The sequence below is a fragment of the Luteolibacter sp. LG18 genome, assembly GCF_036322585.1.
Lineage (GTDB): Bacteria > Verrucomicrobiota > Verrucomicrobiia > Verrucomicrobiales > Akkermansiaceae > Luteolibacter.
In genome coordinates this window covers 5,021,614-5,047,098 of the sequence record NZ_AP024600.1, presented here as the reverse complement: position 1 = coordinate 5,047,098, position 25,485 = coordinate 5,021,614, and the positions used below count along the sequence as shown (strand labels likewise).

17 protein-coding genes are annotated in these 25,485 nt (G+C 64.6%); 7 read left to right on the top strand and 10 right to left on the bottom strand.

Annotated features, from left to right (window positions below; translation table 11 throughout):
* Positions 1-141: 141 nt before the first annotated feature.
* From llg_RS20145 to llg_RS20110, 8 genes are all read right to left on the bottom strand, one after another.
* On the bottom strand, positions 142-720 hold the full coding sequence (locus llg_RS20145; RefSeq protein ID WP_338286826.1) for a suppressor of fused domain protein: 579 nt from the start codon (positions 718-720) through the stop codon (positions 142-144).
* A gap of 376 nt (positions 721-1,096) precedes the next feature.
* Positions 1,097-1,759, bottom strand: coding sequence for a hypothetical protein (locus tag llg_RS20140; protein ID WP_338286825.1), 663 nt, complete (start codon positions 1,757-1,759; stop codon positions 1,097-1,099).
* Positions 1,760-1,784: 25 nt separating this feature from the next.
* The gene (locus llg_RS20135; RefSeq protein WP_338286824.1) at positions 1,785-2,558 is read right to left on the bottom strand and encodes a VC0807 family protein; all 774 of its coding nucleotides are present in this window, start codon (positions 2,556-2,558) and stop codon (positions 1,785-1,787) included.
* 166 nt (positions 2,559-2,724) lie between these two features.
* On the bottom strand, positions 2,725-3,756 hold the full coding sequence (gene fbaA, locus llg_RS20130; RefSeq protein ID WP_338286823.1) for a class II fructose-bisphosphate aldolase: 1,032 nt from the start codon (positions 3,754-3,756) through the stop codon (positions 2,725-2,727).
* Between the two features lie 106 nt (positions 3,757-3,862).
* Positions 3,863-4,654, bottom strand: a complete 792-nt coding sequence (locus llg_RS20125) for a hypothetical protein (protein WP_338286822.1) — start codon at positions 4,652-4,654, stop codon at positions 3,863-3,865.
* Positions 4,651-5,403, bottom strand: coding sequence for a hypothetical protein (locus tag llg_RS20120; protein ID WP_338286821.1), 753 nt, complete (start codon positions 5,401-5,403; stop codon positions 4,651-4,653). The genes llg_RS20125 and llg_RS20120 overlap by 4 nt, the downstream gene beginning before the upstream one ends.
* A 4-nt stretch (positions 5,404-5,407) precedes the next feature.
* Positions 5,408-6,145, bottom strand: coding sequence for a hypothetical protein (locus llg_RS20115; RefSeq protein WP_338286820.1), 738 nt, complete (start codon positions 6,143-6,145; stop codon positions 5,408-5,410).
* Between the two features lies 1 nt (position 6,146).
* On the bottom strand, positions 6,147-6,617 hold the full coding sequence (locus llg_RS20110; RefSeq protein ID WP_338286819.1) for a twin-arginine translocation signal domain-containing protein: 471 nt from the start codon (positions 6,615-6,617) through the stop codon (positions 6,147-6,149).
* A 124-nt stretch (positions 6,618-6,741) separates the two neighbouring features.
* On the opposite strand from llg_RS20110, the gene llg_RS20105 reads away from it, so the two are divergent.
* The 6 genes from llg_RS20105 (at position 6,742) to llg_RS20080 (ending at position 16,462) form a co-directional block, all read left to right on the top strand.
* Positions 6,742-9,438: a hypothetical protein gene (locus llg_RS20105; protein ID WP_338286818.1), complete on the top strand. Its 2,697-nt coding sequence runs from the start codon at positions 6,742-6,744 to the stop codon at positions 9,436-9,438.
* A 32-nt stretch (positions 9,439-9,470) separates the two neighbouring features.
* Positions 9,471-10,187, top strand: coding sequence for a glycosyltransferase (locus llg_RS20100; RefSeq protein ID WP_338286817.1), 717 nt, complete (start codon positions 9,471-9,473; stop codon positions 10,185-10,187).
* Between the two features lie 97 nt (positions 10,188-10,284).
* Positions 10,285-11,397: an acyltransferase gene (locus llg_RS20095; RefSeq protein ID WP_338286816.1), complete on the top strand. Its 1,113-nt coding sequence runs from the start codon at positions 10,285-10,287 to the stop codon at positions 11,395-11,397.
* A 188-nt stretch (positions 11,398-11,585) separates the two neighbouring features.
* A complete protein-coding gene (locus llg_RS20090; protein ID WP_338286815.1) occupies positions 11,586-14,009 on the top strand; it encodes a choice-of-anchor tandem repeat GloVer-containing protein in 2,424 nt (807 codons plus the stop codon).
* A 180-nt stretch (positions 14,010-14,189) separates the two neighbouring features.
* Positions 14,190-15,863 carry a trypsin-like peptidase domain-containing protein gene (locus tag llg_RS20085; RefSeq protein ID WP_338286814.1) on the top strand — a complete coding sequence of 558 codons (1,674 nt, stop codon included), beginning with the start codon at positions 14,190-14,192 and terminating at the stop codon, positions 15,861-15,863.
* 128 nt (positions 15,864-15,991) lie between these two features.
* On the top strand, positions 15,992-16,462 hold the full coding sequence (locus llg_RS20080) for a GNAT family N-acetyltransferase (protein ID WP_338286813.1): 471 nt from the start codon (positions 15,992-15,994) through the stop codon (positions 16,460-16,462).
* Positions 16,463-16,610: 148 nt separating this feature from the next.
* Here llg_RS20080 and llg_RS20075 read toward each other — a convergent pair whose 3' ends face one another.
* Entirely contained in the window at positions 16,611-18,761 is a 2,151-nt protein-coding gene (locus tag llg_RS20075; RefSeq protein WP_338286812.1) for an AMP-binding protein, read from the bottom strand.
* Between the two features lie 403 nt (positions 18,762-19,164).
* Between llg_RS20075 and llg_RS20070 the strand changes: the two genes are divergently transcribed.
* Positions 19,165-19,566: a GreA/GreB family elongation factor gene (locus tag llg_RS20070; protein ID WP_338286811.1), complete on the top strand. Its 402-nt coding sequence runs from the start codon at positions 19,165-19,167 to the stop codon at positions 19,564-19,566.
* A gap of 55 nt (positions 19,567-19,621) precedes the next feature.
* Here llg_RS20070 and llg_RS20065 read toward each other — a convergent pair whose 3' ends face one another.
* A complete protein-coding gene (locus llg_RS20065) occupies positions 19,622-25,459 on the bottom strand; it encodes a DUF6288 domain-containing protein (protein ID WP_338286810.1) in 5,838 nt (1,945 codons plus the stop codon).
* Positions 25,460-25,485 lie beyond the last annotated feature (26 nt).

The following is a 25,485-nucleotide window of genomic DNA, read 5'->3' as shown; positions in this document are numbered from 1 at the left end:
GAAGACCTGTGCACGACCAGTCCGCCCTAGAGGGGCTAGGATTCAGGGGCTGGGGGCTAGGAAGAGTAAGAAGCGACCGGTGCAGCTCTCTTCCTCTTCTCTGGGTTCTGGACTCTGGATTCTTGCGTCTGGCCGTAGGCCTTACACCACCGCCGCTCGGTTCAGGTCGAACACGTCCACTTCCTTCTCTTCAAAAAGTGTCTCCAGCGCCTCGAAGCCGTGTTCCTCCGCGTACGCCGCCTCGGATTCCGAGACCGGAACCATCATCAGCCACAGCACTTCCTTCTCCGGCAGCTTCACCGGCTCCAGTTCATCCCACGGGAATGGCTCCGTGAACATCACGTGCTGCATCGTACGGGATGCCTCGTACATCGTCACCAGGTCCGCGAACACCGCGCCCGGATACACCGGCCAGCCCTCCTTGATCGAGCAGAACGCCGCCGTCGACAGGATCGCCGCGAACGCCTCCGCGTGCTCCGACGCGCAACCGCCCGTCAGCTCCACCCGGATCGGTTGCTCCATTCCCTCCGCTTGGCGCGGGTGGTCGGACAAGCCCACCGTCGCGAACGAATCCACGCCATGCTCCGGAGCCTCCGGGCAGCGCAGCAGGTCGATGTGGTGTTTCCCCGATTCATCCTGGTAACGGGTCACCTCCGGCTGGCCGCCGAACACGGCCGCCAGATGTCCCGCGATTTTCAAATTCGCCGCGCTCGTTTCCATGCCCCACCCGTGCCCGAACCGGGCAGGGGACACAAGCGGATACATTCTCCGCCGCAGGCGAAGTAGCGTAAGTTTCCAAACTTGCGCGTGGGAAGACCCGCGAACACCCGTGCAGATCCGGTCCGCCGATGAGTGGCCGGTTACCACTCTTCCTCCACGTAGCGGAAGTGGTGACACTTCCGGTTGGGCAACCTCACGCCCTCCCTCCGACTTCCATTTGCTCACCCGCGCTCGCTTCATCTCCTCCCCGCATCGCCCCGCCAGGCCAGGGGCTCATCCACCCCGCCTGCGTTGTCACCAACGCAGCTACGCCCCGGCGGGTTCCCGTCGGAATGACTCCGCATGTTATCCCCGCACGCAAGGCGGGAGCCTCGCGCTACCTTGCCGCCAACCCCTCGACGTAGCCGCCAAGGGACATCACGCGCACCAGTCGCCCCCTCTCCTCCAGGATCTCCATGGCGCGAGCGGTGTCATGATAGGGCTCCCGGAGCGCGGCGGGGACCCACAGCCCGGGGCTCGTCCGCAGGTAGTTGTGGAAGAACATGGGATCCAGCACCCCGAACTCCGTGCCATAGGACAAATCGATTTCCATCATCTGGCCGGTTTCCCGGTGCCGGAAGCCGCAATGGAATCCATGGACATGCAGCGTCCATGCCGCGCTGGGGGACTGCAATTCGTATCGCCGGTCAAACAAGTCTTCCAAAGGCGCCTGGTGACGGGCGGCCATTAACCTCATCAACCGGGTGGCCCGGCGGCGGAAATTCCGCGCCACCTTCACGAGGTAGTCCTCAATCTCCAGCACCTCGGCGCGGGTCACCACCTCCTTGATAGTGACCCACGAAAATCCGGACTCGAACACCAAGTAATGCTCGGGAGCCTCCCTCCTGATGCGTGCCACCAACGCGGCAATTTTCTCTTTCCTGCTACCCTTTGGAAGCTCCAGGACCAGATGGCGGTCCCGCGTGACCTTTGCGAGCAGGTCAGTGGTCTGTGGTGCCCTCCAGCCCGGGCGATACGGGAGACGGAGCGGTTCGCTCATGGTTCCAGCGTCACGTCCATCCCGCTCACCGCGGCAGCATGATCTCCTCGTCCGTCAATCCGGTGAGTTCCTTCAAGCCCGCCACCAGCTTGTGCAGCGTCATGAACAGGAACCCGAATGCCGGCACCAGCACCACCAGCATGCTCATCCAGGTGATCCTGCCGATGATCGCGTTGTAGGTCTCCAGCGCGTCCCCCGCCGTGTGGTCGAAACCGCGGAACAGGAACAGCGACAGCCCCAGGTTCAGCACCGAGCTCACGAAAAACGACGTCGCGAACAACCGCGTCGACCGCCACAGCAGCGCGGCGTAGCCCGGTTGCTCGTCCGCGCCGATCTTGCCCTCGATCTTCGGGATGTCGAACAGCGCGTCATTGTAGAGGAACACCCGCAGCAGCGGGTTCGGCGTGCGGTGGGACAGCAGGATCGCGAACGCCAGCGCCAGCGGTATCGCCGCCTCCTTCAGCCCGTAGAGCGCCGCCGCGCCCGGTTTCACCGTGCCGTCCTTGTTCCACAGGTAGATCGTGATGCAGCCCGTGAGAAGCACCGACACCAGCCCGATCAGCGAGAAGAAATTCGCCTTCCGGTTCCGCACGAAGAACCAGATCCCGTAGCCCAGCGGCAGCGCCAGCGCGATCGCCAGCCCGTACACCGGCCCCAACTGCCACCAATGCGCCGCCTTGCCCAGCTTCTCCTGGATCGCCGGGTCCTTGCTCAGCGTCCCCAGCGCCAGCACCGGCACCAGCACGTTCACCATGATGTTGACGAGCGGGTTCTCGGGCTTGTGGGGCGTCGCGGACATGAAGTTTTTCAGTTTTCAGTGTTCAGTTTTCAGCAAGAGAAGCACTCCGCGGAGAAGCGACACCGGTTCACGCTTCTTCCTGAAAACTGAAAACTGAACTCTAGCAAACTCAAAAGGCCCGGACCGGAGAAGATCTTCCCCGGCCGGGCCTTTTGGAAAGGGGGCATTACACCGTGCCGAACACCGTCTTGCCGGTGGACAGCAGGTCGTCGCACGCTTGCTTCAGGCGGTCGGCGAGGGCCACTTCGGCCTTCTTGAGATAGGTGCGCGGGTCGTACTGCTTCTTGTCGCCCACTTCGCCGTCGATCTTCAGCACGCCTTCCAGGTTCTGGCAGACGTGGGTCACGATCGGGCGGGTGAAGGCGTACTGGGTGTCGGTGTCGATGTTCATCTTCACCACGCCGTAGCCGAGGGTCTCGCGGATGTCGGAGAGCTCCGAGCCGGAACCGCCGTGGAACACGAGGTCCATCTCGGCGGCCGCGCCGTGCTTGTCCGTCACCGCCTTCTGGCCATCGCGGAGGATGGTCGGCTTCAGCTGCACCGCGCCCGGCTTATAGGCACCGTGGACGTTGCCGAAGGTGGCGGCGAAGAGGAAGCGGCCGATCGGCTGCAGGTCTTCATAGACCGTGAGCATGTCCTCGGGAGTGGTGTAGAGCTTGTCGGCCGGGTGGCCGGAGGTGTCGTGGCCGTCTTCCTCGCCGCCGACGACGCCGGCTTCGATCTCGAGGATGATGCCGAGGTCCACGCACTCCTTCAGGAGCTCCTTGGAAATCTTCATGTTCTCTTCGAGCGGCAGCTCGGAGCCGTCGAACATGTGGCTCTGGAACAGCGGGCCCTGGCCGGCGGCCACGCGCTCGCGGGAGGCATCCAGCAGCGGGCGCAAGAAGCCGTCCACCTTGTTCGGGTGGCAGTGGTCGGTGTGGAGGGCCACGAGCACATCGTACTTCGCGGCCAGGCGGTGGGCCGCCTCGGCCAGCACGATCGCGCCGAAGGCGGCGTCGTTCACCTTCGTGCCGGAGGCGAACTGGCCGCCACCGGTGGAAACCTGGATGATACCGTCGGACTTCGCCTCGGCGAAGGCGCGCAGGGCACCGTTGATCGTCGTGATCGAGGTGACGTTGATCGCGGGGTAGGCGTAGCCACCCTTCTGGGCGGCGTCGAGCATGGCCCGGTACTGGGCGGGAGTGGCGACTGGCATGACGCCGCACGGGGTAGCAGGTTGCGCACCAGCGACACAAGGCTGAATCCAGTTCCTGAACTCGCGCGAAGGGGAGGCCGCGTGCTCAACGGCGTCGCGCCGACAGTCAGATCTCCAGGAAGTTGAAGAAAATACTCTGGGGGTCGGTGTAAAATTTGCCCATGAATAGGCCGAAGGCGAACTCGGTCTTGGTCCGGGCACTCCCGCCGATCAGGTGAACCAGGTTCGCCCGGGAATACGACTGGTAGACGGGATCGCGATGGAGCGGCAGCGCCACCTCCGTCCGGGCCAGCGGCTGCTTGCGCAGGCGGCTGTCCAGCAGCAGGCGGTTCCAGGAAGCCTGGTCACTGCACATATCGTTTTGCACGGGTGGGCTCCCGTCGATCGCCTCCCACTGCTCCATCACCGCGGGATAGTGCTCGGATTTCACCATCAGGACGCCCGAGTTCACTCCCTCAGTGGAAAGGGTCTGCATTTCCGCGTCGCTCAGGTGGCCGCAGAACACGTCCTCCTGGATGCGGCTTCCAGGCTCCGGATGATACCGGATGTCCCACTCCCCCTCGAAGAGGGGATCGACGTTGTGGAGGGCCAGGCAATCCGCGTCGATGAACATGATCTTGTCATAAAGACCCGCATCAAAGGTGTGCCGCGCCCGATACTTCCAGCTCCAGGCATGCTCGATTCCCTCCATGCCGGTGATCTCCTCGGTCTCCACCTCGATCTCTTCCACCCCCTCCCGGCCGATGAGGAACAACGGCCTGGAATGGTTCCGGAGCACGATGATGTGGCCTGAGAACCCGGTCCGCAGCAGGCTGGAGACCAGCAATTTCGCGTAATTCCGGTAGATCGACGATCCCGGCGCGTCCAGCGCGGTGGTGTAGATCAGGTTGGGCTTCATTTCGCGAACCGCTCGATAACCTTCCCGAAATCGCGCTTGATGTTGTCCGTGCCCACCGTGCGTTCCCTGCCGACCACCTGGTCGCCTTCGAAGCTCTGGATATCGACCACGTCCTCCCCGCCTTCCTGGGTGATCGAGAATTTTGTCCGGGTGGGGGAGACGTTCAGCGGCCGGTAGTTCTTGATCAGTTCGGCGCAATTGCCGCCCCGTGCCGGCCCCAGGGCTTCGGCCAGTTTGGTGAATGTCTTTTTCTTTTCCTCCTCCGCCCACGCGGAAGGATCCGGGACCACGATCCATGGCCGCCCTTCGGCGTCCACCTCCTCCTTGCTGCCGCGGACGAAGAAATCGCTCAGGCTCTTTTCGTGATCGGAGAGGATCTGATCCACCTTCTTCCGTTCGGCCTTGGTCATCGCCAGGGCCGCCGCCAGCTTGTCCGAGACCCGGGAATCCTTGAGCAGGCTGCCGGGCATCGCTTTTTTCGCCACATAGAGCGGAACGGGGATGCGCTTGGCGGCCAGCTTGGCCCGGAATTCCTCCCTTTGCTGATTCCGTCTCTGGCTGCCGGAGGGGGAGCCGGCGGGAGAAATCTTCGGAACCAGGCTCTTGATCTCGGCTTCCCGCGACAGCGGCGAACCGGGGCGGAAAAGGAACAGTGCGAGCAAGCAGAGATTCCCGGCGACGCTGAGTCCCAGCAGAACCGGTTTCCAGTTTCGCAGGACACCTGATGAAGTGGTGGCGCGGAAGGTCATGGCTCTACTTCAGGTGGTTGAAGTCATAGAGGTGGCCATAGCGCGCCTTGGCCCGCTCCAACATCTCCGATGAAGAGGGGGAGACCGTCGTCGTGATCTCCTTCGAATCGAAATACAGGTTGCCCGCCTCATCGGTGTTGAAGCCGAACTCCTGGCTCTCCGCCAGGACCGCGAACCGGGGATGGGACAAGATGACGGCCGCGATGGTGTCCGGGTTCTTCAATCCCATCCGGGAGGTCTCCGAGGTGATCTCCGCGTACAAACGGTTCCGGTCCTGTTCGGGGATTTCGACCTTGTAGTAGGACTCGCCATTCTCTTCGACCAGCCGCAGCCCCTTCGATTCGAGCTCGTTGGCCTCGCCCAGCCACCTTTGCAGGCGTTGGTCGAGCTCCCGGGCCGAGGCCTCGGAAAGATCGAAGCAATCGGCGAAATTGCCGCTGCAACTGATCCGGTTGAAATCGTAATCGAGCAGCCGGGCCAAATCCGAAGCCGGAAGCGCGATCCTGGCCGCGGCCTCCTCCTTGGCCGCCCTGCCTCCGGTGGAAGAACCATCCGCGCCGGGAGCCCCGCCCGCGGCGTTCCCCGCGTCCGCTTGCCCGCCGAGTCCACTCCGGGTTCCCGGTGTGGTTGGCGGGGGAGGGGCGGAGGGGCCGTGGGAGCGGGATGCGTACCAAAGTCCGCCTGCCAGGCACAGGTTGGCCGACAGGCTGGACAGCAGGAGGATGTTCCAAGGTCGCGTCACGCTACCACGTCAACGTATGCATGGCGATCACGTCGCCGTCACAATAAACTTCCACGGTGACAATCTGCCCGGCCGTCGGCACCGGACTCAGGGGTCCGATGGTGATGGTTCCAGTGCCCTTGTAGGTGGTCTGTTTCCAGGTGGGATTGTCGAAAATATTCGTTTTGGCACCGAATTTGCCCGTTTGGCTGAAGGCCCGGATTCCGATGTTCAACTGATTCGAGGTTTTGGATTTGATGTCCAGGCTGAAGTCGACCGTGACCCGGTCGCCCGGGCCCTTGCTGATCGTGATCGTCTGGGTGCCGGTGATCTGATAGTCGGCACCCCATCCGGCCTGGGTGAGGCCGTTCATGGCCAGGACGACTCCGGCGGAGGTCGCCGCCGACCTCTTGATGAAAGACCGGCGGTTGAGGGGATTCGAGCCTTTGGAATCACTCGCAGACTGGATATCAGGGTTTTCTTCAGGGTTCATAAGTTTTGGATGGACCGGATAACTATTTGTTAGTCATGGCGGGTCAAGGTGAAATGTCATGGTGGCGTGGAGAATGTGTTATGATTGATTTTGGTTTACGGATCAGGATGCGGTGGATAATCGGATGGCACACATGGGACGAATCAGGGCTGCATTGGTAACTCTTTGGACACCGAAGATCGAAGGTTGGTGCAAGCGGTTTTCCGACGAGAAGGCGGCGTACTGCCGGCGGTGGGATCTGGGTTATCATGCTTACGGCGACAGGATCGATGAATCCCGCGAGCCCACGTGGTCGAAGGTTCCGGCCTTGAGGCGTCATCTGGCGGACTATGACTGGTTGTTCTGGATCGATGCGGATGCCGCCATCACGAACCCGCATCTGGATGTCAGGGATCTCTGCGACGATCACTTCGATTTGATCGTCACCCACGATCACAGCGGCTTCAACGCGGGCATCTTCCTGATCCGCAACAGCGCGATCGGCGCGGAATTCCTGGCGCGGGTCTGGGACCGGAACATCGCGGACTACCATTTCGAGCAGAGCGCCATGATCCAGATCATGGCGGAAATGCCGGAGATCAAGGTCAAGGTGGTGCCGCGCCGGACGATGAACAGCTACTGGTTCGATCACCGGCCCGGGGACTTCATCATACATGCCGCGGGGGAGTCCAATGACGCGAAGGGAAAGCTGCTCACGGTGTTCTCGAACGCGGCTCGGGACAATCCGGTGGCCACCAGCACGGAATGGCCTACGGGGAAAAAGAGGGCGCAGGAAGCCGCCGTGAGATTCACCACCGGCTACGAGGAGCTGGTGAAGGGGAAATCGCGCGGGAAGGCCGTGATCACGGTTTGCACGATCTGGAAAAACGCGAAATACCTGGAGCTGGCCAATCTCTGGCTGGAGGGCGTCCGGCGTTCCGGTTGGGACGGCGATGTTTTGATCTTCACCAATCGCATCGAGGAACTCTCCGCCTTGGAAAGCGTCACCAGCCATGGCGCGGAGGTGCGGCGCATGGGGGCTCCGGGGGCATATGGAGACCTCTTCCGGCAGAAGACGGTGGCGGCGCGCCTGGCCCTGCTGGACTATGAGGAGATTCTTTTCACCGATCTCGATGTGGCCATCGTCCGGGACCCCTCGGAATGGGCATTCTCCCACGACCGGATGATGGTCAGCGAGGATGTCTTCTCCTTGTTCCATCCCTGCATGCTGCGGGCCTGGTATCCCTCGGCGCCCGATCAGGGTGAGCCGGGATTGAATGCCGGGATCTGGAGCGTGCATCGGGAACACGCGGAGGCGTCCCTCGCCCGCTGGCACGAAGACATGTCATTCCGATTGGATGCCGATCTCTGGCCGGTGGCTCCGACGCTCAATGACCAGTCGATCCTCAACAAGCTGTGGTATGAGGGTGCGGTCGATCTCGGTCTCTTTCCAAAGGACAAGGTGGGCTATCCGAGCACTCCGGTATGGCCTGGAAACCACAACTCTCCCTGGGCGGTCCACTGCTGCGGTGTCGGGTCCGCCGCCGATGAAATGCGGAAGATCCTCCATCTTCCCGGGGATCGCTCGAAGCCGCGGGCACCGGAGAAAAAACAGCGCTCCATCGCGGACACCGGCCGTCTGCTCTGTCCGCCCTGGGAGCGGGCGGATTGGCTGGCCTTGCTGTCCTTCGCGGAGGTTTTCCAGATTCCGGAGGCGATGCTTCCGGAGGAGCTCTCCGCGCTGGTGGCCAGGTATCAGGCCAGGATCTCATTCGAGGAAGATCCGGAGGTTCCCCTCATCGTGAGCGGCCTGTCGCTCAAGCGTCTGCCTTCCGATCCCGGGGCATTCCTCCCGCTCGTTTCCCACGACTCGATCGTGGCCGTGCGCCATCCGTTCTGGGTGGCCAGGGAGTATCCCGCCTGCCTGATCGTGGGCGCGGCGTGGCAGGGCTTCTTTCCGGATGCCATGGATTGGCTGGCTCCCGTCTGTTCCGAAAGCGGATGGCGGGATTTAGTGAAGGCATTTCCGGGCGAGGTGGTGTGGAGGGAATGGTGCGACCTTCCGTTCATTCCCGGAGGGTTTTCCGCAGCTGCGGAAACCGATGACCCCGGGGCCGTGGAGTGGTGGACCGAGGCCACGCGGGCGGCAGCCGGGCATGAAGCGGATCTGGAAAGCTCCTTTGTCCGGCTGATGGCCAGGGAGGTCGCGTGCGGCAGGGATTTGTCGGTCGTGACCGTGGTCGATCCGGAAACCGCGGGGGATTTCCTGAATTCCTGGAAAACCTGGAAGATGCCGGAGACGGTGCGGATCGAGATCGGCTGTCTCGACTTGGATCTCACCGAGTTCCGCGAGGCTCTCGGTTCCGGTGGGGAAGGTCTTCCCGCCAACCTGGGATTGCACGATCTCGCGACCGGTGGCTTGGACGCCTACGAGTCCGATCCGTGTGCATGGACGATCGCCGTCGGCCACCGGCTCAGCCGCACCGGCCGCTGGGTCTGGCTGGATCCGGATTGTTTCCAAGCTTCCTCGGAAGTGGAGGCAGGCCTTTTCCCCGGTGAAGAGTGGGATTCCTGCGTGGCGGCCTTCGCCGGGCATTATCTGCGGAACAGCGCACCCAGGCCCGGAGACGGGGGCGGACGCGGTGAGTGGCCCGTCCTGGAGAATGCCTACTGGATCGGGTCGCCCATGATGATGATGGGGAAGGATGTCTCGGAGAACCTGCTTTCGGCCTGGTCCGAAAAAGCCGGCACGCCCATGGACGAATATTTGCCGAAGTGGCTTTCCCGGCACGGGATCCCGGCCTCGGTGTTCAATTTCAAGAAGATGGGTTGGTCCAAGTAATCGCCCCCCGGTTTTCCAAACGATACCCATCCATGATCCCCAGACGGTTTATCCAGACCCATTCCTCCGAACTCGCCCTGACGCCGCTGCACCGCGATTGCCAGGAATCCCTTCGCTCCCATCACCCCGGGTTTGAATACCTGTTCTTTTCCGATGCCGCCTGCCGGAAGTTCATCGAGCAACGGAATCCCGGGTTCCTGCCACTGTGGGACTACTATCCCAAGGGGGTCCAACGTTCGGATTTCTTCCGTATCCTGGCGATCTACGAGCTGGGCGGGTTTTACGCGGACATGGATGTGTTCTTCCATGACTCCGTCGAGGACCTCCTTTCCCACTCGCTGGTGTTTCCGGTGGAATGGCAGATGCCCCATTCCCTCTATGTGGAGCGCCATCGCGAGGAACCGGTGGAGGACACCGATTTGTACCAGTATGGGAACTACGCGTTCGGGGCGGAGCCGGGGCACTGGTTCTTCCGGGAAATCCTGGAGGAGATGATCCGACGGACCGCCTTGGTGGACATGCAGGATTTGCAGGACAACGACATCTTGTATTCGACCGGTCCCGACGTGGTGAATTCCACCTACCGGAAGTTCCGTGACCGGGCCGCCCCGGTGATTCACGGACTCCTGGGCGAAGCCTCTCCCCGCCCTCCCCAGCCGGTCAAAGCCTGGGGAGATCCGGAATGGTTCCAGTTCGGGCGGTATGGGAACCATTTGATGACAAGTGTCTGGAGGGGCAAACGTTCCTGACCGGGGTTCGGAGCTTCCGGCGGCACCGCTGGTATGGAAAGGAAACCGCCCTTTTCCTGTTGCCATCCGTCCTCCCGCTTGTCCCGCTGATCCTTCTATGACCTCCGCCGCCTCCAGCCCGCCGATCTCCGGGAAATCCTCCAAATCCCGGCTGCCGATCCTCGATGGCCTGCGCGGCGTGGCCGCCCTGATCGTGGTGGCCTACCACATCTTCGACTCGGATCCCGTGAACCTGGTCAACCACGGCTACCTCGCCGTGGACTTTTTCTTCATGCTCTCCGGCTACGTGATGGGCTACGCCTATGACGACCGCTGGAGCACGATGTCCCTCGGATCGTTTTTCAAGCGCCGCCTCATCCGCCTGCACCCGATGGTGGTGATGGGCTCGATCCTCGGCGCGGTGTTCTTCTACTTCGGTGCCTGCGGCCTGTTCCCGCTCGTCGATGGCACCTCGTTCGGCATGCTGCTGCTTTCCACCCTGATGGGCGCGTTGCTGATCCCCTCGGTGAAATCGGTGGACGTGCGCGGGGTGGGGGAGGCCTACCCGCTCAATGGCCCCGCGTGGTCGCTGTTCTTCGAATACCTCGCGAACGTCGCTTACGCGTTCGGGCTTCGGAAATTCAGCTGCCGCGCGCTTGGTATCCTGTCCGTCATGCTCGCCGTCCTCCTGGGTTACGTGATCCTCACCAACCCCGCCGGGACCATCTCCTACGGCTGGATGTTCAATGGCGAACACGTCTGGAAGGGCATGGTCCGGATGCTGTTCCCGTTCGTCACCGGCTTGTTCCTCTTCCGGCTCGGCCGGACGTTCCAGATGAAGCACGCGCTGCTCCTCACTTCGTTGCTCCTTCTCATCGCTCTGCCCATGCCCCGCGTCGGCCCGGCCGCCGCGCCATGGGTCAACGGCCTTTACGAGTGTTGCATTATTCTCCTCCTCCTGCCCGCGATCGTGCTGATCGGTGCGGGCAGCCAGCCGCTCACCCGTTTCGGTGAAAAGGTCTGTGATTTCCTCGGCGAGCTGTCCTATCCGCTCTATCTCACCCACTACCCGATCCACTACGTCTTCTACGCCTGGTTGAACCACCGCCAGCCTGATTGGTCCCTCAAGGCCCCGGTGGCCATCGGCGTTTACCTCGCCTCCCTGCTGGCGGGTTATGTGGTCATGCGGTTCCTGGACACTCCCATCCGCAGTCGCTTGGCGGGCAAGTAGCCCCGCGGGGGCGTGGCGGAGCCACACATCGTGGTCGAAAGCTCTGTTTTCGAAATATCTCGCACCTCCTTCAGTGTGCATTGCAATTCGCCACTCCAGGAGCCTCATCTACCAGCCCCCGCTTTCACATCTTCCTCGCCATTCGTACTGGCAACCTCCATATCCGGCGGCGTTCCCCGTTCACCCCGATGATCCGCCCGCTGCTGCTCGCCACCGCCCTTGTCCCCGCGCTCCATGCCGCGCCGGTTTTCCAGCCGATCCAGGCCTTCCCGATCGCCCCACAGGATTCCCGCGGCGCGCTCGTGCTCGCCGGCGACGGGAATTTCTACGGCACCAGCACCAGCGGCGGCAGCGAGGGGCTCGGCACCATCTTCCGTATGACCCCGGCGGGCGAGGTCACCGCGATCCACAGCCTCCGCTACGTCGATGGCACCGCGCCGGTCCGCGGCCTGACCCTCGGTCTGGATGGCGACCTCTACGGCACCACCGCCACCGACGGGATGTTCGGAAACGGCACCTTCTTCAAGATCTCCACCGCCGGGCAATTCACCATCCTGGCCCACCTCCACGGCATCGCCACGGAGTCGGACGGCCCGCTGGTGCGAGGCCTGGACGGGAATTTCTACGCCATCAATTCCCATGGCGGCGCGCTCTCGATCGGCTCGATCGTCCGCTACACCCCGGCCGGGGTGGTCACGACCGTGTTCGATTTCAATGGCGTGACCGGCAGCTATCCGCACGATGGCCTCACGCTCGGCAGCGACGGGAATTTCTACGGCGCGATGACCGATGGCGTGCCCGTGGGCTCCCCCCAGCCCGGCCCGCCCGTCATCTTCCGCTACATCCCCGGCGGCGGTATCCAGACGGTGGCCTACCTGCCATACGTCGCCTATTCGCCGCTGGTCACCGGCCAGGATGGCGCGCTCTACTACGTCCGTAGCAATGTCGGACTGCCCGGCGTGCCCGCGCTGGTCCGCGTGACCACCTCCGGCCAGTCCAGCGAGGTTCCGATCAACACCAGCATCGACAGCGGCGCGCGTCTCACCCGGCCCGTGCTCACCCCGGATGGCGGCTTCGCCGGCAGCCTCACCGCCGGGGCCACCGGCATCATTTACCGCCTGACCACCGGCGGCGCATTCTCGGTGCTCCAGCAGTCCCAGGCGGCTCCCGCCCCGGGTGATGCCCCGCGCGCCGAGATGGTGGCGGATGACGCGGGAAACCTCTACGGCACCTGCTTCAAGATCACCGCCAGCGGCCGCTACACCCTGCTCGAAACGCTCGGCATCTCCCACTCCGGCTACAGCCCCAATGGCGCGCTGGTCCAGGACCGCAGCGGGAATTTCCTCACCACCGCGCTCCATGGCGGGGCCGCCGGGCTGGGGACGCTCGTCCGCCTCGATCTCAGCGGCGGCATCACCGTGCTGCAGGATTTCCGGGGTGAAACCAACGGCGCCTCCCCGCGCACCGGCCTGGTGGTCGGCCGGGACGGGAACTTCTACGGCATCACCCGTAGCGGCGGGGATGCGGATATGGGAACCTTTTTCCGCTACTCCACCCGTGGAGCCTTCGCCTCGTTGGCGGATTTCCACGCCTATGGACTCGACCGCCCCAGTGGCCTGATCCGCGGCATGGACGGGAATTTCTACGGCACCACCGGCGGAGATCTGGTTGCGGACCATTTCTTCCGCGCCGCTCCGGGCGGCCGGATCACCAACCTTGGCGATCTCAGCCCGGTGGCCACCGGCAGCACCGGCGAGCTCATCGAGGAATCCCGCGGCTCCTTCCTCGGCACCGCCACCTACACCGCCGCCGATGGCTGGCAGGTGGGGAATGTCTTCCGCACCACCACCGGCCAGACCCGCTCGTCGGTCGCCTCGTTCTCCGTGGACGGCGGTTACTGGCCTGCCGCCGGTCTCACCCGCGGCGCGGACGGGAACTACTACGGTACCACGCTCTTCGGCGGCGACTACGACCAGGGAACCTTCTACCGCATGACCCCGCAGGGCGTCATCACCACCCTGGCCTCCTTCGGTTCCGGCACCGGGTCGAATCCGAACGTCCGCCTCCTCCTCGCGGCGGATGGGAATTTCTACGGTACCACCAGCTCCGGCTTCGGCACCGTGTTCCGCGTCAGCCCCGGTGGCCAGATCACCACCCTCCACGCCTTCTCCGGCACCGATGGCGAGGATCCGGATGGCGCGCTGCTCCAGGCCACGGATGGCCACCTTTACGGCACCACCCGTGCCGGTGGCACCACCACCGCGGGCCTTGCGGCCGGCGGCGGCGAGTTCTACCGCATCTGGCTCGGAGCGCTGGCCGAGGCGGATGCCGCCACTGGCATCACCTGGAATGGCGCTACCCTTCATGGCACCGTCGACCCGGGCGATGATGCCACCACCGTGTCCTTCCAATACGGGATCGATCCCGCGCTGAAGCGCTCCACCACGGTGAAACTCGGCACCATCCCCGCCGGCGATCCCGTGCCTGTCTCCACCGTGCTTTCCCGCCTCCAGGCCAACCGCACCTACTACTTCCGCGTCGTCACCTCGAACGCCGAAAACCCCGTGCCGCAGCCCAGCGAGATCCTCTCCTTCGCCACCCCGGCGCGCTAAGGTCGCGCGAGGCTCCGGCCCTTGCGTGCCGGGAAGCCCCCCGAAGTTGAGGGGCCAGAATTCAGGGGCTGGGGGCTAGGAAGAGAAGGCACGAACCAGTGGAGCACCTCTTCTCTTGGTTCTTGGTTCTGCCCCATATCTCGCATTGCCCGCCGCTATCATCTTCCCCATGATCCCGGCATGTCCCAGCGGTTCACCACCGAACTCCCCCTCGCCGGCATTCTCGGCGTGTCCTTGCTCCTTTCGGCCTGCGAGAAGACCCCGAAGTCCGTCACTGCCGAGCTAAAGCGCCTCCGTGAGGAAAACGCCGCCCTTCAGGCCGATCTTACGGCTCTGAAAAAGTCCGCCCAGGCCGAAAAGGACGGCCTTGCCGCCGAAAACCAGGCTCTCAAGGCCGGCACCGCGCAGCTCGGGCCCCTCGGCGAACGTGCCGAAAAAGCCGAGCGCGAGAACGACGCGCTCCGCGCTCAGCTCACCACCGAGGGGAAGGCCGCCTTCGCCGAACGCCTCCGCGCTCTCGCCTCCGTCCGCGAAAAAGCCATCGGCGAAACCATTGCCAGCCTCGATTGTCCCGGCGGTCGCTCCTACCAGAACGTCGTCATCCGCTCCATCAACGACACCTCCGTCAATATCCGGCACGATTCCGGCACCGCCACGCTCCACGTCGGCTCCGCTCCGGATGCCTGGGTGAAACGCTTCGGCCTCGTCCCCGAGGAGGTTCCCGCTGCCCCGGCGGCCGCCGCACCCGACACCGCAGTGGCCTCCGCCACGCCCGCGCCAGCCACGCCCGCCGCCACGCCGACCCCGGTCACGGATCCCTTCTCCGGATTTGCCCAGCCGTCCACCGCCTCGGTCCCCGCCGAGATCGCCAACGTCGCCAACCGTGTCATGCCCGCCGTTGTCATCATCAAGGGCGACAAATCCGAAGGCAGCGGCTTCTTCGCCCGCGAGGGTGACAATGTCTACCTCTATACCGCCGCCCACGTTCTCAGCGGCAACACCAAGCTCGAAGTCCGCACCAGCGATGGCAAGGTCCACAACAAGTTTGGCACTTTCGAACTTGCCGAAAAGGGCGACCTGGCCCGCCTCGCCATGGCCGATGTGGTTCCCGCCTCCGTGCCCCTCCTCGGCAATGGCTCCTGCGTTATCGGCGATTCCGTCTTCGCCATCGGCAACAGCGGCGGTGGCGGCGTCCTCACCGTCTTGCCCGGTTCCGTTAAAGCCCTCGGCCCCGGCGAGGTCGAGCTCGATGCCGCCGTCATCCAGGGCAACAGCGGCGGCCCCGTCTTCACCGCCGATGGCAAGGCGCTCGGCGTCGTCACCCACCTCCTCGCCGCCCGCAAGGATATCTGGGCTGCTGAAACCCCCTTCAGCGAGGTCCGCCGTTTCGCCGCCCGCCTCGATGCCAACATCCGCTGGCGGCGCATGCCCATCGGCACCTTCCTCGCCGAGCCGCGCCAGATCGATGAAATCAACCGCTGCACGCGCCTTCTCTTCGCGCTGAGCTATCTCACCCCCACCACCCGCGGAATGCGCACGGACCGCCAGCTCCCGGGCGGTGCCAATGCCCTCGCGATCCTCCAGGAATGCCAGGACATGGCCGCCGTGAAGGATTTGCTGGACATGAACAACAGGCTCGCCGCCAACAGCCTCAAGCAGTCCGACTCCGACCTGCTCAAGAAATACGCCGGCTACTACGGAAGCATCCTCGCCGGGGCCAAGCGCCAGTCGGCCAACTTCAACCCGGCCAACTTCGTCGGCTTCCACCACGATCCCGCCGTCCAGGCCGCCACTTGGCGCACAGCCGCCGAGCAAGAGGTCTCCGAATTGCTCGGCAAGCTCAACTCCCGCTGAGCTTCCATGGTGGTGGGGTAGGGGTTGGCCTGGGGCGAGGCGGTGCCGTCCCATCCGATCTAGGGCCCGTGCGGCTGCAGGAAGGCGGCGATCTTGCGTGCTTTGGTCAATCCCGCTAACACTTCTCCATGATCGACCTGCTGGTGCGCCTCTACGACCTCCCCGATTCCACGGACCTCTACAAGGAGGTGGAAGGGAAGGGGGTGATCCTGCGGCGGGCGCGGGCTTTCGAGCTCCACACCGTGCAGGAGTTCGTGAAGCATCACTTCTCCCCGAAATGGGTCAGCGAGGTGGCGGTGGCCCTGTCGCGGCAGCCGATCGCGTGCTTCATCGCGACGCGGGACAAGAAGATCCTCGGCTTCGCGTGCTATGACACCACGATGAAGGCGTTCTTCGGCCCGACCGGGGTGTCGGAGGACGCGCGTGGCCTGGGGCTGGGCAAGGCGCTGCTGTTGAAATCGCTCGAAGCGCTCCGCGACAACGGTTACGCCTACGGCATCATCGGCGGCGTGGGACCGAAGGAGTTTTATTTCAAGGCCTGTGGTGCCATCGAGATCCCGGGAAGCGATCCCGGGGTGTATGGGGATATACTGCCTTAATAGTAGCACAAGCATTCCTGCTTGTGGGGGGGGACTGGCGAAGTTGTTTCCGCTTCCAGTCCGTCCCTGAACGGGCGCTCGCAGGCGGACAGGGTATGCACGGCCCTCCGCGAGTGCTCCCACTCACAAGTTGAAAGCTTGTGCGACTTCAGCGGTTGCTTGTCGCGAGCGTCTCGCAGCTCTTGATGTCGAGCTTGCCGGAGGCCAGCACCGGGATTTCCTGCACGGGCACGATCTGCTTCGGGGTCCACAGCGAGGGCAGGCCTTCGTCGAGGAGCTTGTAGCGCAGGTCGATGCACTCCTGCTCCAGCGCGGGGCCGGAGATGGTGGAGAGCAGGATGATGGCCTCGCCCTTCTGCTCGTCCGGCACGCCGACCACGGCGATGCGGCGCTCGGCTTCGGAATCGAGGTGTAGCACCTTGTTGATGGCGGCCTCCACGGTTTCGTGCGGCACCATTTCCCCCGCGATCTTCGAGAAACGCGAGATGCGACCCTCGATGTAGAGGAAGCCGTCGTCGTCCATGCGGCCGACATCGCCGGTGCGGAACCAGCCGTCGTGCAGCACCGCGGCGGTCTTCTTCGGATCGTTGAGGTAGCCGGGGAAAATGTTCGCGCCGCGGAACCAGATGATGCCCTGTTTGTCGAGCGGCACCGCCTTCTCGGTGGCGGGATCGGTGAGCCTCACTGCGATGCCCGGCAGCGGCACGCCGACCGAACCGGGGCGCGCGCTCGGGATGAGGGCCGCGCCGCCTTCCGCCGCCGCGTCAGGCAGGTTCACGTTGGTGGCCGGGGAAGTTTCGGTGAGGCCGTAGCCTTCCTGCGGGCGGATGCCGAATTTCTCCTCGAAGGCGGAGGCAAGGTTCTGCGGGAGCTTTTCCGCGCCGGTGACCACTAGCTTCAGCGATTTCAACTGGGCCGGCTCGATGCGCTTCATGTAGCCGCGCAGGAAGGTCGGCGTGGACAGCAGCAGGCTGGCCTGGTGCAGGGACACCAGCTCGGCGAGGCGCTTGGTTTCCACCGGATTCGGATAGGTGATCAGGTCGAGACCCTCGATGCACGGGAACCACAGCGTGACCGTGGAGCCGAAGGAGTGGAACAGCGGCAGGCTGCCGAGGATGCTGGAGCCGCCGGGGAGGTTGATGCGGCTGGCGAACTGGCAGACGTTCGCGAGCACGTTGCGGTGGCTGAGGGCCACGCCCTTCGGTTCGCCGGAGGAGCCGGAGGTGAAGAGCAGCACCGCCTCGTCGTCACCGGAACGCTTGTTCAGGCCGAGCATCGTCGCCAGCACGCCCGCGGGCAGGATCTTTGCGAGGACGCCCCAGCGCACCATCTGCTTCTTGAGCGTCGGCAGCACGCGCTCGATGAAAATGAGGTCGCGGTTCGGCGGCCACGGGAAGGACGAAAGTTTCCGCACGAAGGGATCGGCGGTGATGTAGCGATCGAGGCCGGCCTGGCGGATCGCCGATTTCACGGCCTCGGTGCCCGCGGTGAAGTTCAGGTTCACCGGCACCTTGCCGGCGAAGATCACGGCGAGGTTCGCGATCAGGCCGCCCTTGCCCGGCGGCAGCACGATGCCCACCCGCGGCTGCGAGGTGGATTCGGCGATGACCTTTGAAAGCGCGATCGCGGCGGGCAGCACCTTGTCGAACTCCAGCGAGGTGTCGTCGGAACCGTCGACCACCTTGTGCTTCGAGCCGTGCTTCTTGAGACCTTCCAACAGTGCCACCGCGAGAGAGCCCTTCAGGAACGTACGGCTGGAGAAACCGATCTCCGCGGCTTCCAACAGGCTTTCGCGGAACCCGGCGACCGTAGCCTCGCCGGCGGCCATGGGGCGGCCGACGGTGAGAATGCCCGCGGGCAGGGACGACTTCCGCTCGACCGACAGGCTGGTTTCGCGGGGCGATTCCACGGCCACCGGCACCACCGGCAGGCCTAGCGCGCAGAGCGCCTTCAGGTGGGCGGAGGGGACCAGACAGGTTTCCGAATGGCGGCTGGCGGTCAGCCCCGGGACGTAAACGAGCGCCCCGTTCCCCTCGATCGAGCCCTTGAGTTGGGCTCCGACCTCGGCGAGAGCGGTGTCGTCCGCGGCGAACATCGCGCCGGACCCGGACTTCTCCAAGTGGCCGCGGATCTGCGGATCGAGCTTCGAGTGTTCCTCGATCAGCCAGGTGATCTTCCGCCCGGCGAGGAGCTTTTCGAGACCGTGGAGTTGGTGGATGTCCAGACGGCCAGGGACGTAGAGGGCTCCCGTGGACGGAAGGCGTTCCTTATGAAGAAATTGGATCGAGGCGGCGCTCATGACAAAGGGAAAGGACGCGGTCGCGGCATGCGTCCGTCGTCGGGCAAATTATAGAAAGCCTATTGACGAAGCTCGCACGGACTTTTTTCCAGTAAATGGCGGGATTTGCCCGGGCGGGAAGGGGAACGGCCCCCAATCCACCTTTTTCGTTGCGCACCCGGGAACCCTCGCCATGGTGGACTCACATGCGCCTTGCCAACATCACCGGCCGCTCCGAGGACACCCGCCCCATGGCGCGGTGCTTCCGTGGCTGGTGCGTGCACCGCATGGCCGCTTTCCGGGTGTGAGCGGGCAGCCTCCTTGAAATGGGATCACGTCCCGGGGCTGTCCGGATTTTCCACACGATTTGGAAACCTTTCTCCGCCCCCGAACGATGGGTGCGGACCCACCCCTTTGTTGAAAAATGAACTCACTTCCCATGTTGGATCAGGAGGCCTTTTTGCGCCTTCAAGACTTGTTGCAGAACCAGGATATCCCGCCGCTCCTCACCGGCGATCAACGCCGGGCTTTGACCCAGTGGACCGACCGCGGACTCGTTACCTTCGATGATTCGGAGCTGGCGGACCGCGTGGAGCTTCACGACCGGGTCACGCTCGTTTCGCCGGTGGACCCGGCGGACTGGTTCCAGTTGGAAATCGTCCTGCCGTCCGAGGCCGATATCGATCAGGACCGCATCCCGGTGACCTCCGCCGTCAGCTTGGCCGTGCTCGGCCGGAAGACGGGCGAGCGCGCCGAGTGGGAGACCCAGGCCGGGACCCGCGCGATGACGATCGCCTCGCTGCAGAAGAACACCGTCCGGAGCTGATCCGGTGACACGGGGCGGAGGTCAGTCCTCCGCCCCGTGTTTGCTTGCCGGGAGATCAGGGCGGCGAGGGCGCGGTGTAGCGCAGGCGGAAGAACCGGCGGCCGTAGGACGAGGGCAGGTCGAACTCGTAAGTGGCCGCGCCATTGGCCACCGGCACGGCGGTGGAGGACCAGGGGCCCGCCGGGGTATCGGCCATTTCCAACAGGTAGCTGCCGCTGGTGACCGCCGGAGAGAGGCGGAAATGGCGGTTGCCTCCGGCTGCGATCGACATGAGATCGAGCTTGAGACGGGAGGTGGCGGACAGCGGGTCGAGACCGAGGTGCTGCTCCACCAGGTTCACGATGCCATCGCCATCGGGATCGGCGGCCGGTCCGGCCATCGCGGCATTCGTCGATTGCGCGCCGAACTTCTGATCGCGCCATGTGGTATCGTAGCCGGTCTGGATGGAGAGAGCCAGGGTGTTGCCCTGCTGGATCACCTTCCAGGTGCCCACCGCGCCCGGGATCGCGCTGGTATCCACGCTGAACACCGCGGAGGAGAAGCCGGTGATGCCGCCGGTGGTGGCGATCAGCGGAACGACCAGTGAACCACCGTTCGCCACCGGGTTTGCCCCGCTCAGTCGCACGGTGATGGTCGGGGAGCCGGAGAAGGTCAGACTGGTGGCGTTGACGAGATCGGATGAACCCGCCGCCAGATCCCACTTCAGCGAGGCTCCGGATTGGAGCGTCACCGCCGCGGTGCCGAGTGTGCCGATGCCGTTCGAGCCTGGGGCGAGCGCTCCACCGTTCTGGATCGTCGTGCCGCCGCCCACCGTGCCCGTGCCGGAAAGCGTGCCGCCGTTCTGGATGGCGACCGCACCGGTGGAAAGGGCTCCATTCACCGCGAGGGTGCCGCCATTCACGGCGGTGGTGCCGGTGTAGGTGTTCGTGGCGGAAAGGATCAATGTCCCCGTGCCGGACTTGGTCAGGTTGCCGGTGCCGGAAAGCACGCCGGAGAGGGTGATGGTGCGGCCGGTGGTGTTGTCCGCTGGATCGAGGGTGTTGACCGTGGTGCCGGTAGTGGCGCTGGTCAGGGCCATTGCCAGCGAGCTCGTCCAATCGGCGCGTGCTCCGAGGGTGCCCGCCCCGAGGTTGATGGCGCGGGTGCCCGTGCCGATGGCAGTGATGCCGGACGCACCAACGTTCAGGCGGCCGCCATTCACATTCAGCGTCTGGGTGGCGGTGCTGCCGCTGATGCCGAGTTGGATGCCGCCCGCGTTGACGGTTCCCTGGGTGACGGTGAACGTGTTGCTGTTACCCCCGCCCGAGTTGCCTAGGACAACGTTGCCGGTGACGGTGAGCTGGCCGCTGGTATTGTGGTTCACCACCGTGCCCGCGTTGCCGATGGTCATCGAGGCGGCGTTGATCGCACCGTTGGTGCCGGTGAGGTTGGTGGTGGCGGCAGTGGAGATGTTGAGGTTGCCGGTGGAATTCAGCGTGCCGCTCACCGAGAAGGTGGCCGGGTTCCACGGAATGCTGATCGAGCCCACGTTCGCGGTGGCACCGCTCTGGAGGGTGATGGTGGCTCCGGTCGAATTGCTGGTGGAAAGGGCCCCGCTCGCGGTCAGCGAACCGCCGGTGGTGATCGTTAGTCCCACGCCCCCGTTCAGGGTCACCGAAGCGAGGCCGGGAGTGCTGCCGCCGATGGACAGGGTGCCGCCGGTGATCGTGACCGGCCCCGTGAGGGTGTTCGTGCCGGTGAGCGCGAGCGTTCCCGATCCGGCCTTGGTGAAGCCCTCGTTGCCCGCGATCGCGGTGGCAAGGGTGGCCGTGCGATTGTTGATCGTCACCAGCGGGGTGCCGGAGGAAACATCGAGCAGGAGCGGGCCGCCGCTGCCGGTATTGAGCTGCCAATCGTTCGACGCGGTGGTGTCTCCGAATTTCAGATTCCCGATCACGCGGGGACCATCCAGGGTGACGATGGTGTTCGCGGTGATGTTGAGCGTGCTGAAATCGGCGGTCTGATCCGCACCGAAGGCGGAGGTGCCGCCGCTCCAGTTGCCGGTGGTCGGCCAGGAGCCGCCGGTGAGCTTCGTCCAGACACCATCACCATGCGTGAAGGTGGTCACGGTGATGTTCAGCGTGGTGGTGACACTGGCTCCCGCGGAGTCGGTGACCTTCACGGTGAAGGCGTTCACCCCGCCGTCGGAGCTGCCGGGAGCACCGGCGAGCCCGCCATTTGCAGCGACGGTCAACCATGCCGGGCCGGAGACTTTCGAGAACGTGAGGGCGTCGCCATCCGGATCGGACGCGAAGGGAACCAGCGTGTCCGAGTAGACGGCAGCTTCGATGGCATTGGCGGTGGCGATCGGGTTGCCGGTGAACACGGGAGGACGGGTGGGGGCGTTCACCGTGATCCGGAGCGCGGCCTGGCTGGACGAGCCGTTCTGGTCCGTCACGCGGACGACGAATGGATTGAGCCCCATCGTGCCGGTGCCGGGTGTGCCGGACAATGCACCGTTCGCGGCCACTGTGAGCCATGCCGGGCCGGAGACCTTCGAATAGGTCAGGGTGTCCGCCGAGTTGAAATCGGTGGCACTGCCCGCCAGCGTTTCACCCGCATAGGCGATCGTTTCCGGCACGCTGCCGCGGACCATCGGATCGGAGGTGAACAGCGGAGTCTGGTTGCCCACTGGAATGTCGTCGTAGGCACCGCCTATGCGGTATTCGAGATACTGTCCCGGAATCTCTCCGGAACCATTGGCGGGGGCGGCATCGCCCTGTCGCTGCCACGCGACGGCGCAATGGTCTCCTCCACCGCCTTCCTTGTGCAGGATCTGGATGTAGTAACGCTTTCCGGCCTCCAGTGGAATGTAGGCACTGGGGGAGCGGGCGCTCCACGCCATGGGATCGGTGTATCCGGAGAGCTGGAGAATGCGGGTCTTGTTCGCGGCCAGCTCGTTCGTGCTCAGCCACACCTCGGAGTTATCGTCGGAGGTGAGATAGAAGCGGTAGTTGCCGGAGATGGCGGGCTTGACCCAGCCGGTGATGCGCTGGCCGTAAGTGTCGGCGTAGTCGGATGGAGAGGCCGCGCTGGCGATGGGGCCGCTGGTGCTGGCGAAGCCCGGATAAGCGGCATTGGAGGTGAGGTCGGAGACGTTGGAACCATCAATGTCGCTGTAAACCTCACGCCACAATCCACCGCCGACGATCGTGCCCGCGTCGGTCACCGTCACATGCGCGGTGTTGCTGGTGGCCGTGCCGAGGACGGTCGTGTAGACGCAATCGTAGTCGCCCTCCACGCCGCCGGAAACATTGGCAAGGGTGAGGGTGGCGCTGGTGGAAGGTGCGCCGACCGGTGAGCCATTGCGCCGCCATTGATAGAATCCCGGGGCCGGACCAGTGGTGCCCACGGTGAGGGTGGCGGTGCCGCCCAGCGCGACGTTGGTGGAGGCCGGGTGGGCCGAGATTGCCATGGTGGAGGGCGTGGTGTCCGGCACGGCGAGCGAGGTGCCATCGATCACGGCGATGGCTCCGCCCGCGATCGACCAGCCCACGGAAAGGTGGTCGCCGCCGGTTCCCTCCTTTTGCAGCGCTTCGAAATACACCGGCTGTCCGGCGGTGAGATTGATGGCCGCGGATTGCTGGCTGGCGTACTTCGTCCACTCGTTTGCATTGGTGTAGGTGGCCACCGAGGCGATGACCGCGGCTCCCGCCGAGCCGGGGCCGCTGGAGTTCAGCTTGAGCTGCGCGGCATCGTCCGCGGCGATGTAGAAGCGGTAGGAACCGGTGACGGGCGGGATGATCACACCGCTGAGGCGCGCGCCGTAGTTGTCTCCGGAATAGTTGCCGGTGAGCTGGGTCACGGTGCGAACCACGTCGGGCGAGTTCGGGAACTTTGCCGCGCCGGTGAGGTTCGCCACGGTGGTTCCGGAAATACCGGTGTAGACCTGGTAGTTCGCCACGCCGCCGATGTAACCGGCGGGCACGGGCTGGAGCCGCACGGCGATGTCGACGGGCTCGACCAGCGTGTAGGTGCCGCGGGTCACGGTGAGCTGCACGCGGTAGGTGCCGGATGAACCGAAGGTCATGTTCGTGGTCGCGGCGGAGGGCGCGCTGAAGGTCACGCTGCCCGGGCCGGAAATGGTGCTCCACGCGGCGGTGTAGCTGCCGGCGGAAAGCACGGTGCCGGTTCCGTCCGTGATCTGCACTGGCATCGCCAGGCTGGAGCCGGTGACGCTGGCCTTGCGCGCGTCGATGGCGGGCCAGGTGACGTCCGGGGATTGGAAATCGGCGATGACCTGGTCGGTGGTGTTGTTGTAGCGCGGGACCAGGTTCAGGCCGCCGCTGGCCACGGCGTAGGGGATGGCGGCATCGAGCGCGGCGCAGTGGGTTTCATCCAGGTAGTTGTCATTGACGGTGCGGGCGCGGAAATACTGGAAGCCCCCGGTGGAAGTACGGGACAGGGCGTAGAAGAACCGCCAGTTGTCCAGGGCGAAACGCTGCTGCCGGTCGGTGAGGAAGGAGGTGGCCATCGCCTGGTAGGTCTGCGCGCCCACGCAATAGGCGTGGGATTCCTGCTGGCGCATGTAGTTGCGGGAGATGTAGGCCTTGAGGCGGGAGAGCTTGTCCTCGTCGTCCGCGGTCAGAGTGCCGCCGCTGGCCTTGAACTGGGACAGGCCGAGAATGGTGCCCGGCGTGCGTCCGGCGGCGTCGTAGGAGCTGGGCGCGTTGAGCGTGTAGGCCACGTGGCCGTCGTCGTTGCTGCCCGCGGAGTAGTAGGCGCAGCGCTTGCCCATCCAGTTCCATTGCATGAGGAACTTCTCGTCCAGCGTGTGGTCGTAGTTCTCCATGCCCGCGGGCACCGCGCCCGCGGGGGCAGTGGCATAGCCGAAGTAGTGGCCGTCCTTGGGGCGCACGGTCATGTTCATGCCCGCCCGCTTGGCGAAGGCCATGCCATTGAAGCTGTAGACACCGCAGATGTTGATGCCGCCGCCCCAGCCGAGGTGGATGTAGTCACCGGTCACCCCGCCGTGGCTGCACATGCCGGCGATCTGGGTATAGCCGGGCGAGTAACCGTTGGCATTCAGCGCGGGCTGTTTCCACCACTGGATCGTGTTCGCGCACATCTCGGCCCCGCGCTGGATGGTGGGGGCCACGGAGGCGTCCGCGGTCTTCGCGTAATACTCGGAAAGGAAGGCGACCATCTGGCCGAGCTGCCAGTTGCTCAGGTTGTTGCTGCCCGCGAAGTTCGGATTCGTGGAGCCATCGAGGAGCTTGTCCTCCACCGGGGCGTAGGTGCCGTTGGTGATCTGGCCCACGCAGAAGTCACGGATCTTGTTGATCGAAAGCCGGTAGGGTTTGGCCCCGGTGGTGTCGTTCCAGTTCGGATGGCCCAGCAGCGCCAGTCCGGTCCAGCCGGTGAAGTAACCGAGGCTGCCGTTGGCATTCATCGCCCGCTGGTGGAGGTAGGCGCAGGCGCTCTCGAACATCGCCTGATGTTTGCTGCTGCCGCGGGGATAGGACGGGCCGAAACGTCCGGCGACGGGCAGCGTCACGTTGAGGTCGATCGCGCCGGTGCCGGGCCGTAGCACCTTCAAGGGCAGCGTGCCGTCAGCACCCTCGGCGCGGTCCACCGCGAAGCCGAGATCCTGGCTCGCCCCGTAGTGGTAGCTGCCGGTGGGGGTGAACGTTTTGCCGAATGCCCCGTAAATGTAATCGCCGGCTTGAAGGCCTGCAGTGGCTCCCGGCGCGGCGGCGTCCACCGACACCACGCGGATGAAGCTGAGGTTCGGCGTGACCCGGTATTGGCCGCCGATGGGGCCGAGCGGGTAATTCCGGGTTTCCTCCTGGCCATGGGCGGCAGGAAGCAGAGCGATGGACAGCAGCCCGAGCAGGGCAGGGACGAAGCGCATGCGAACGATGGGTTTGGGGACAAACA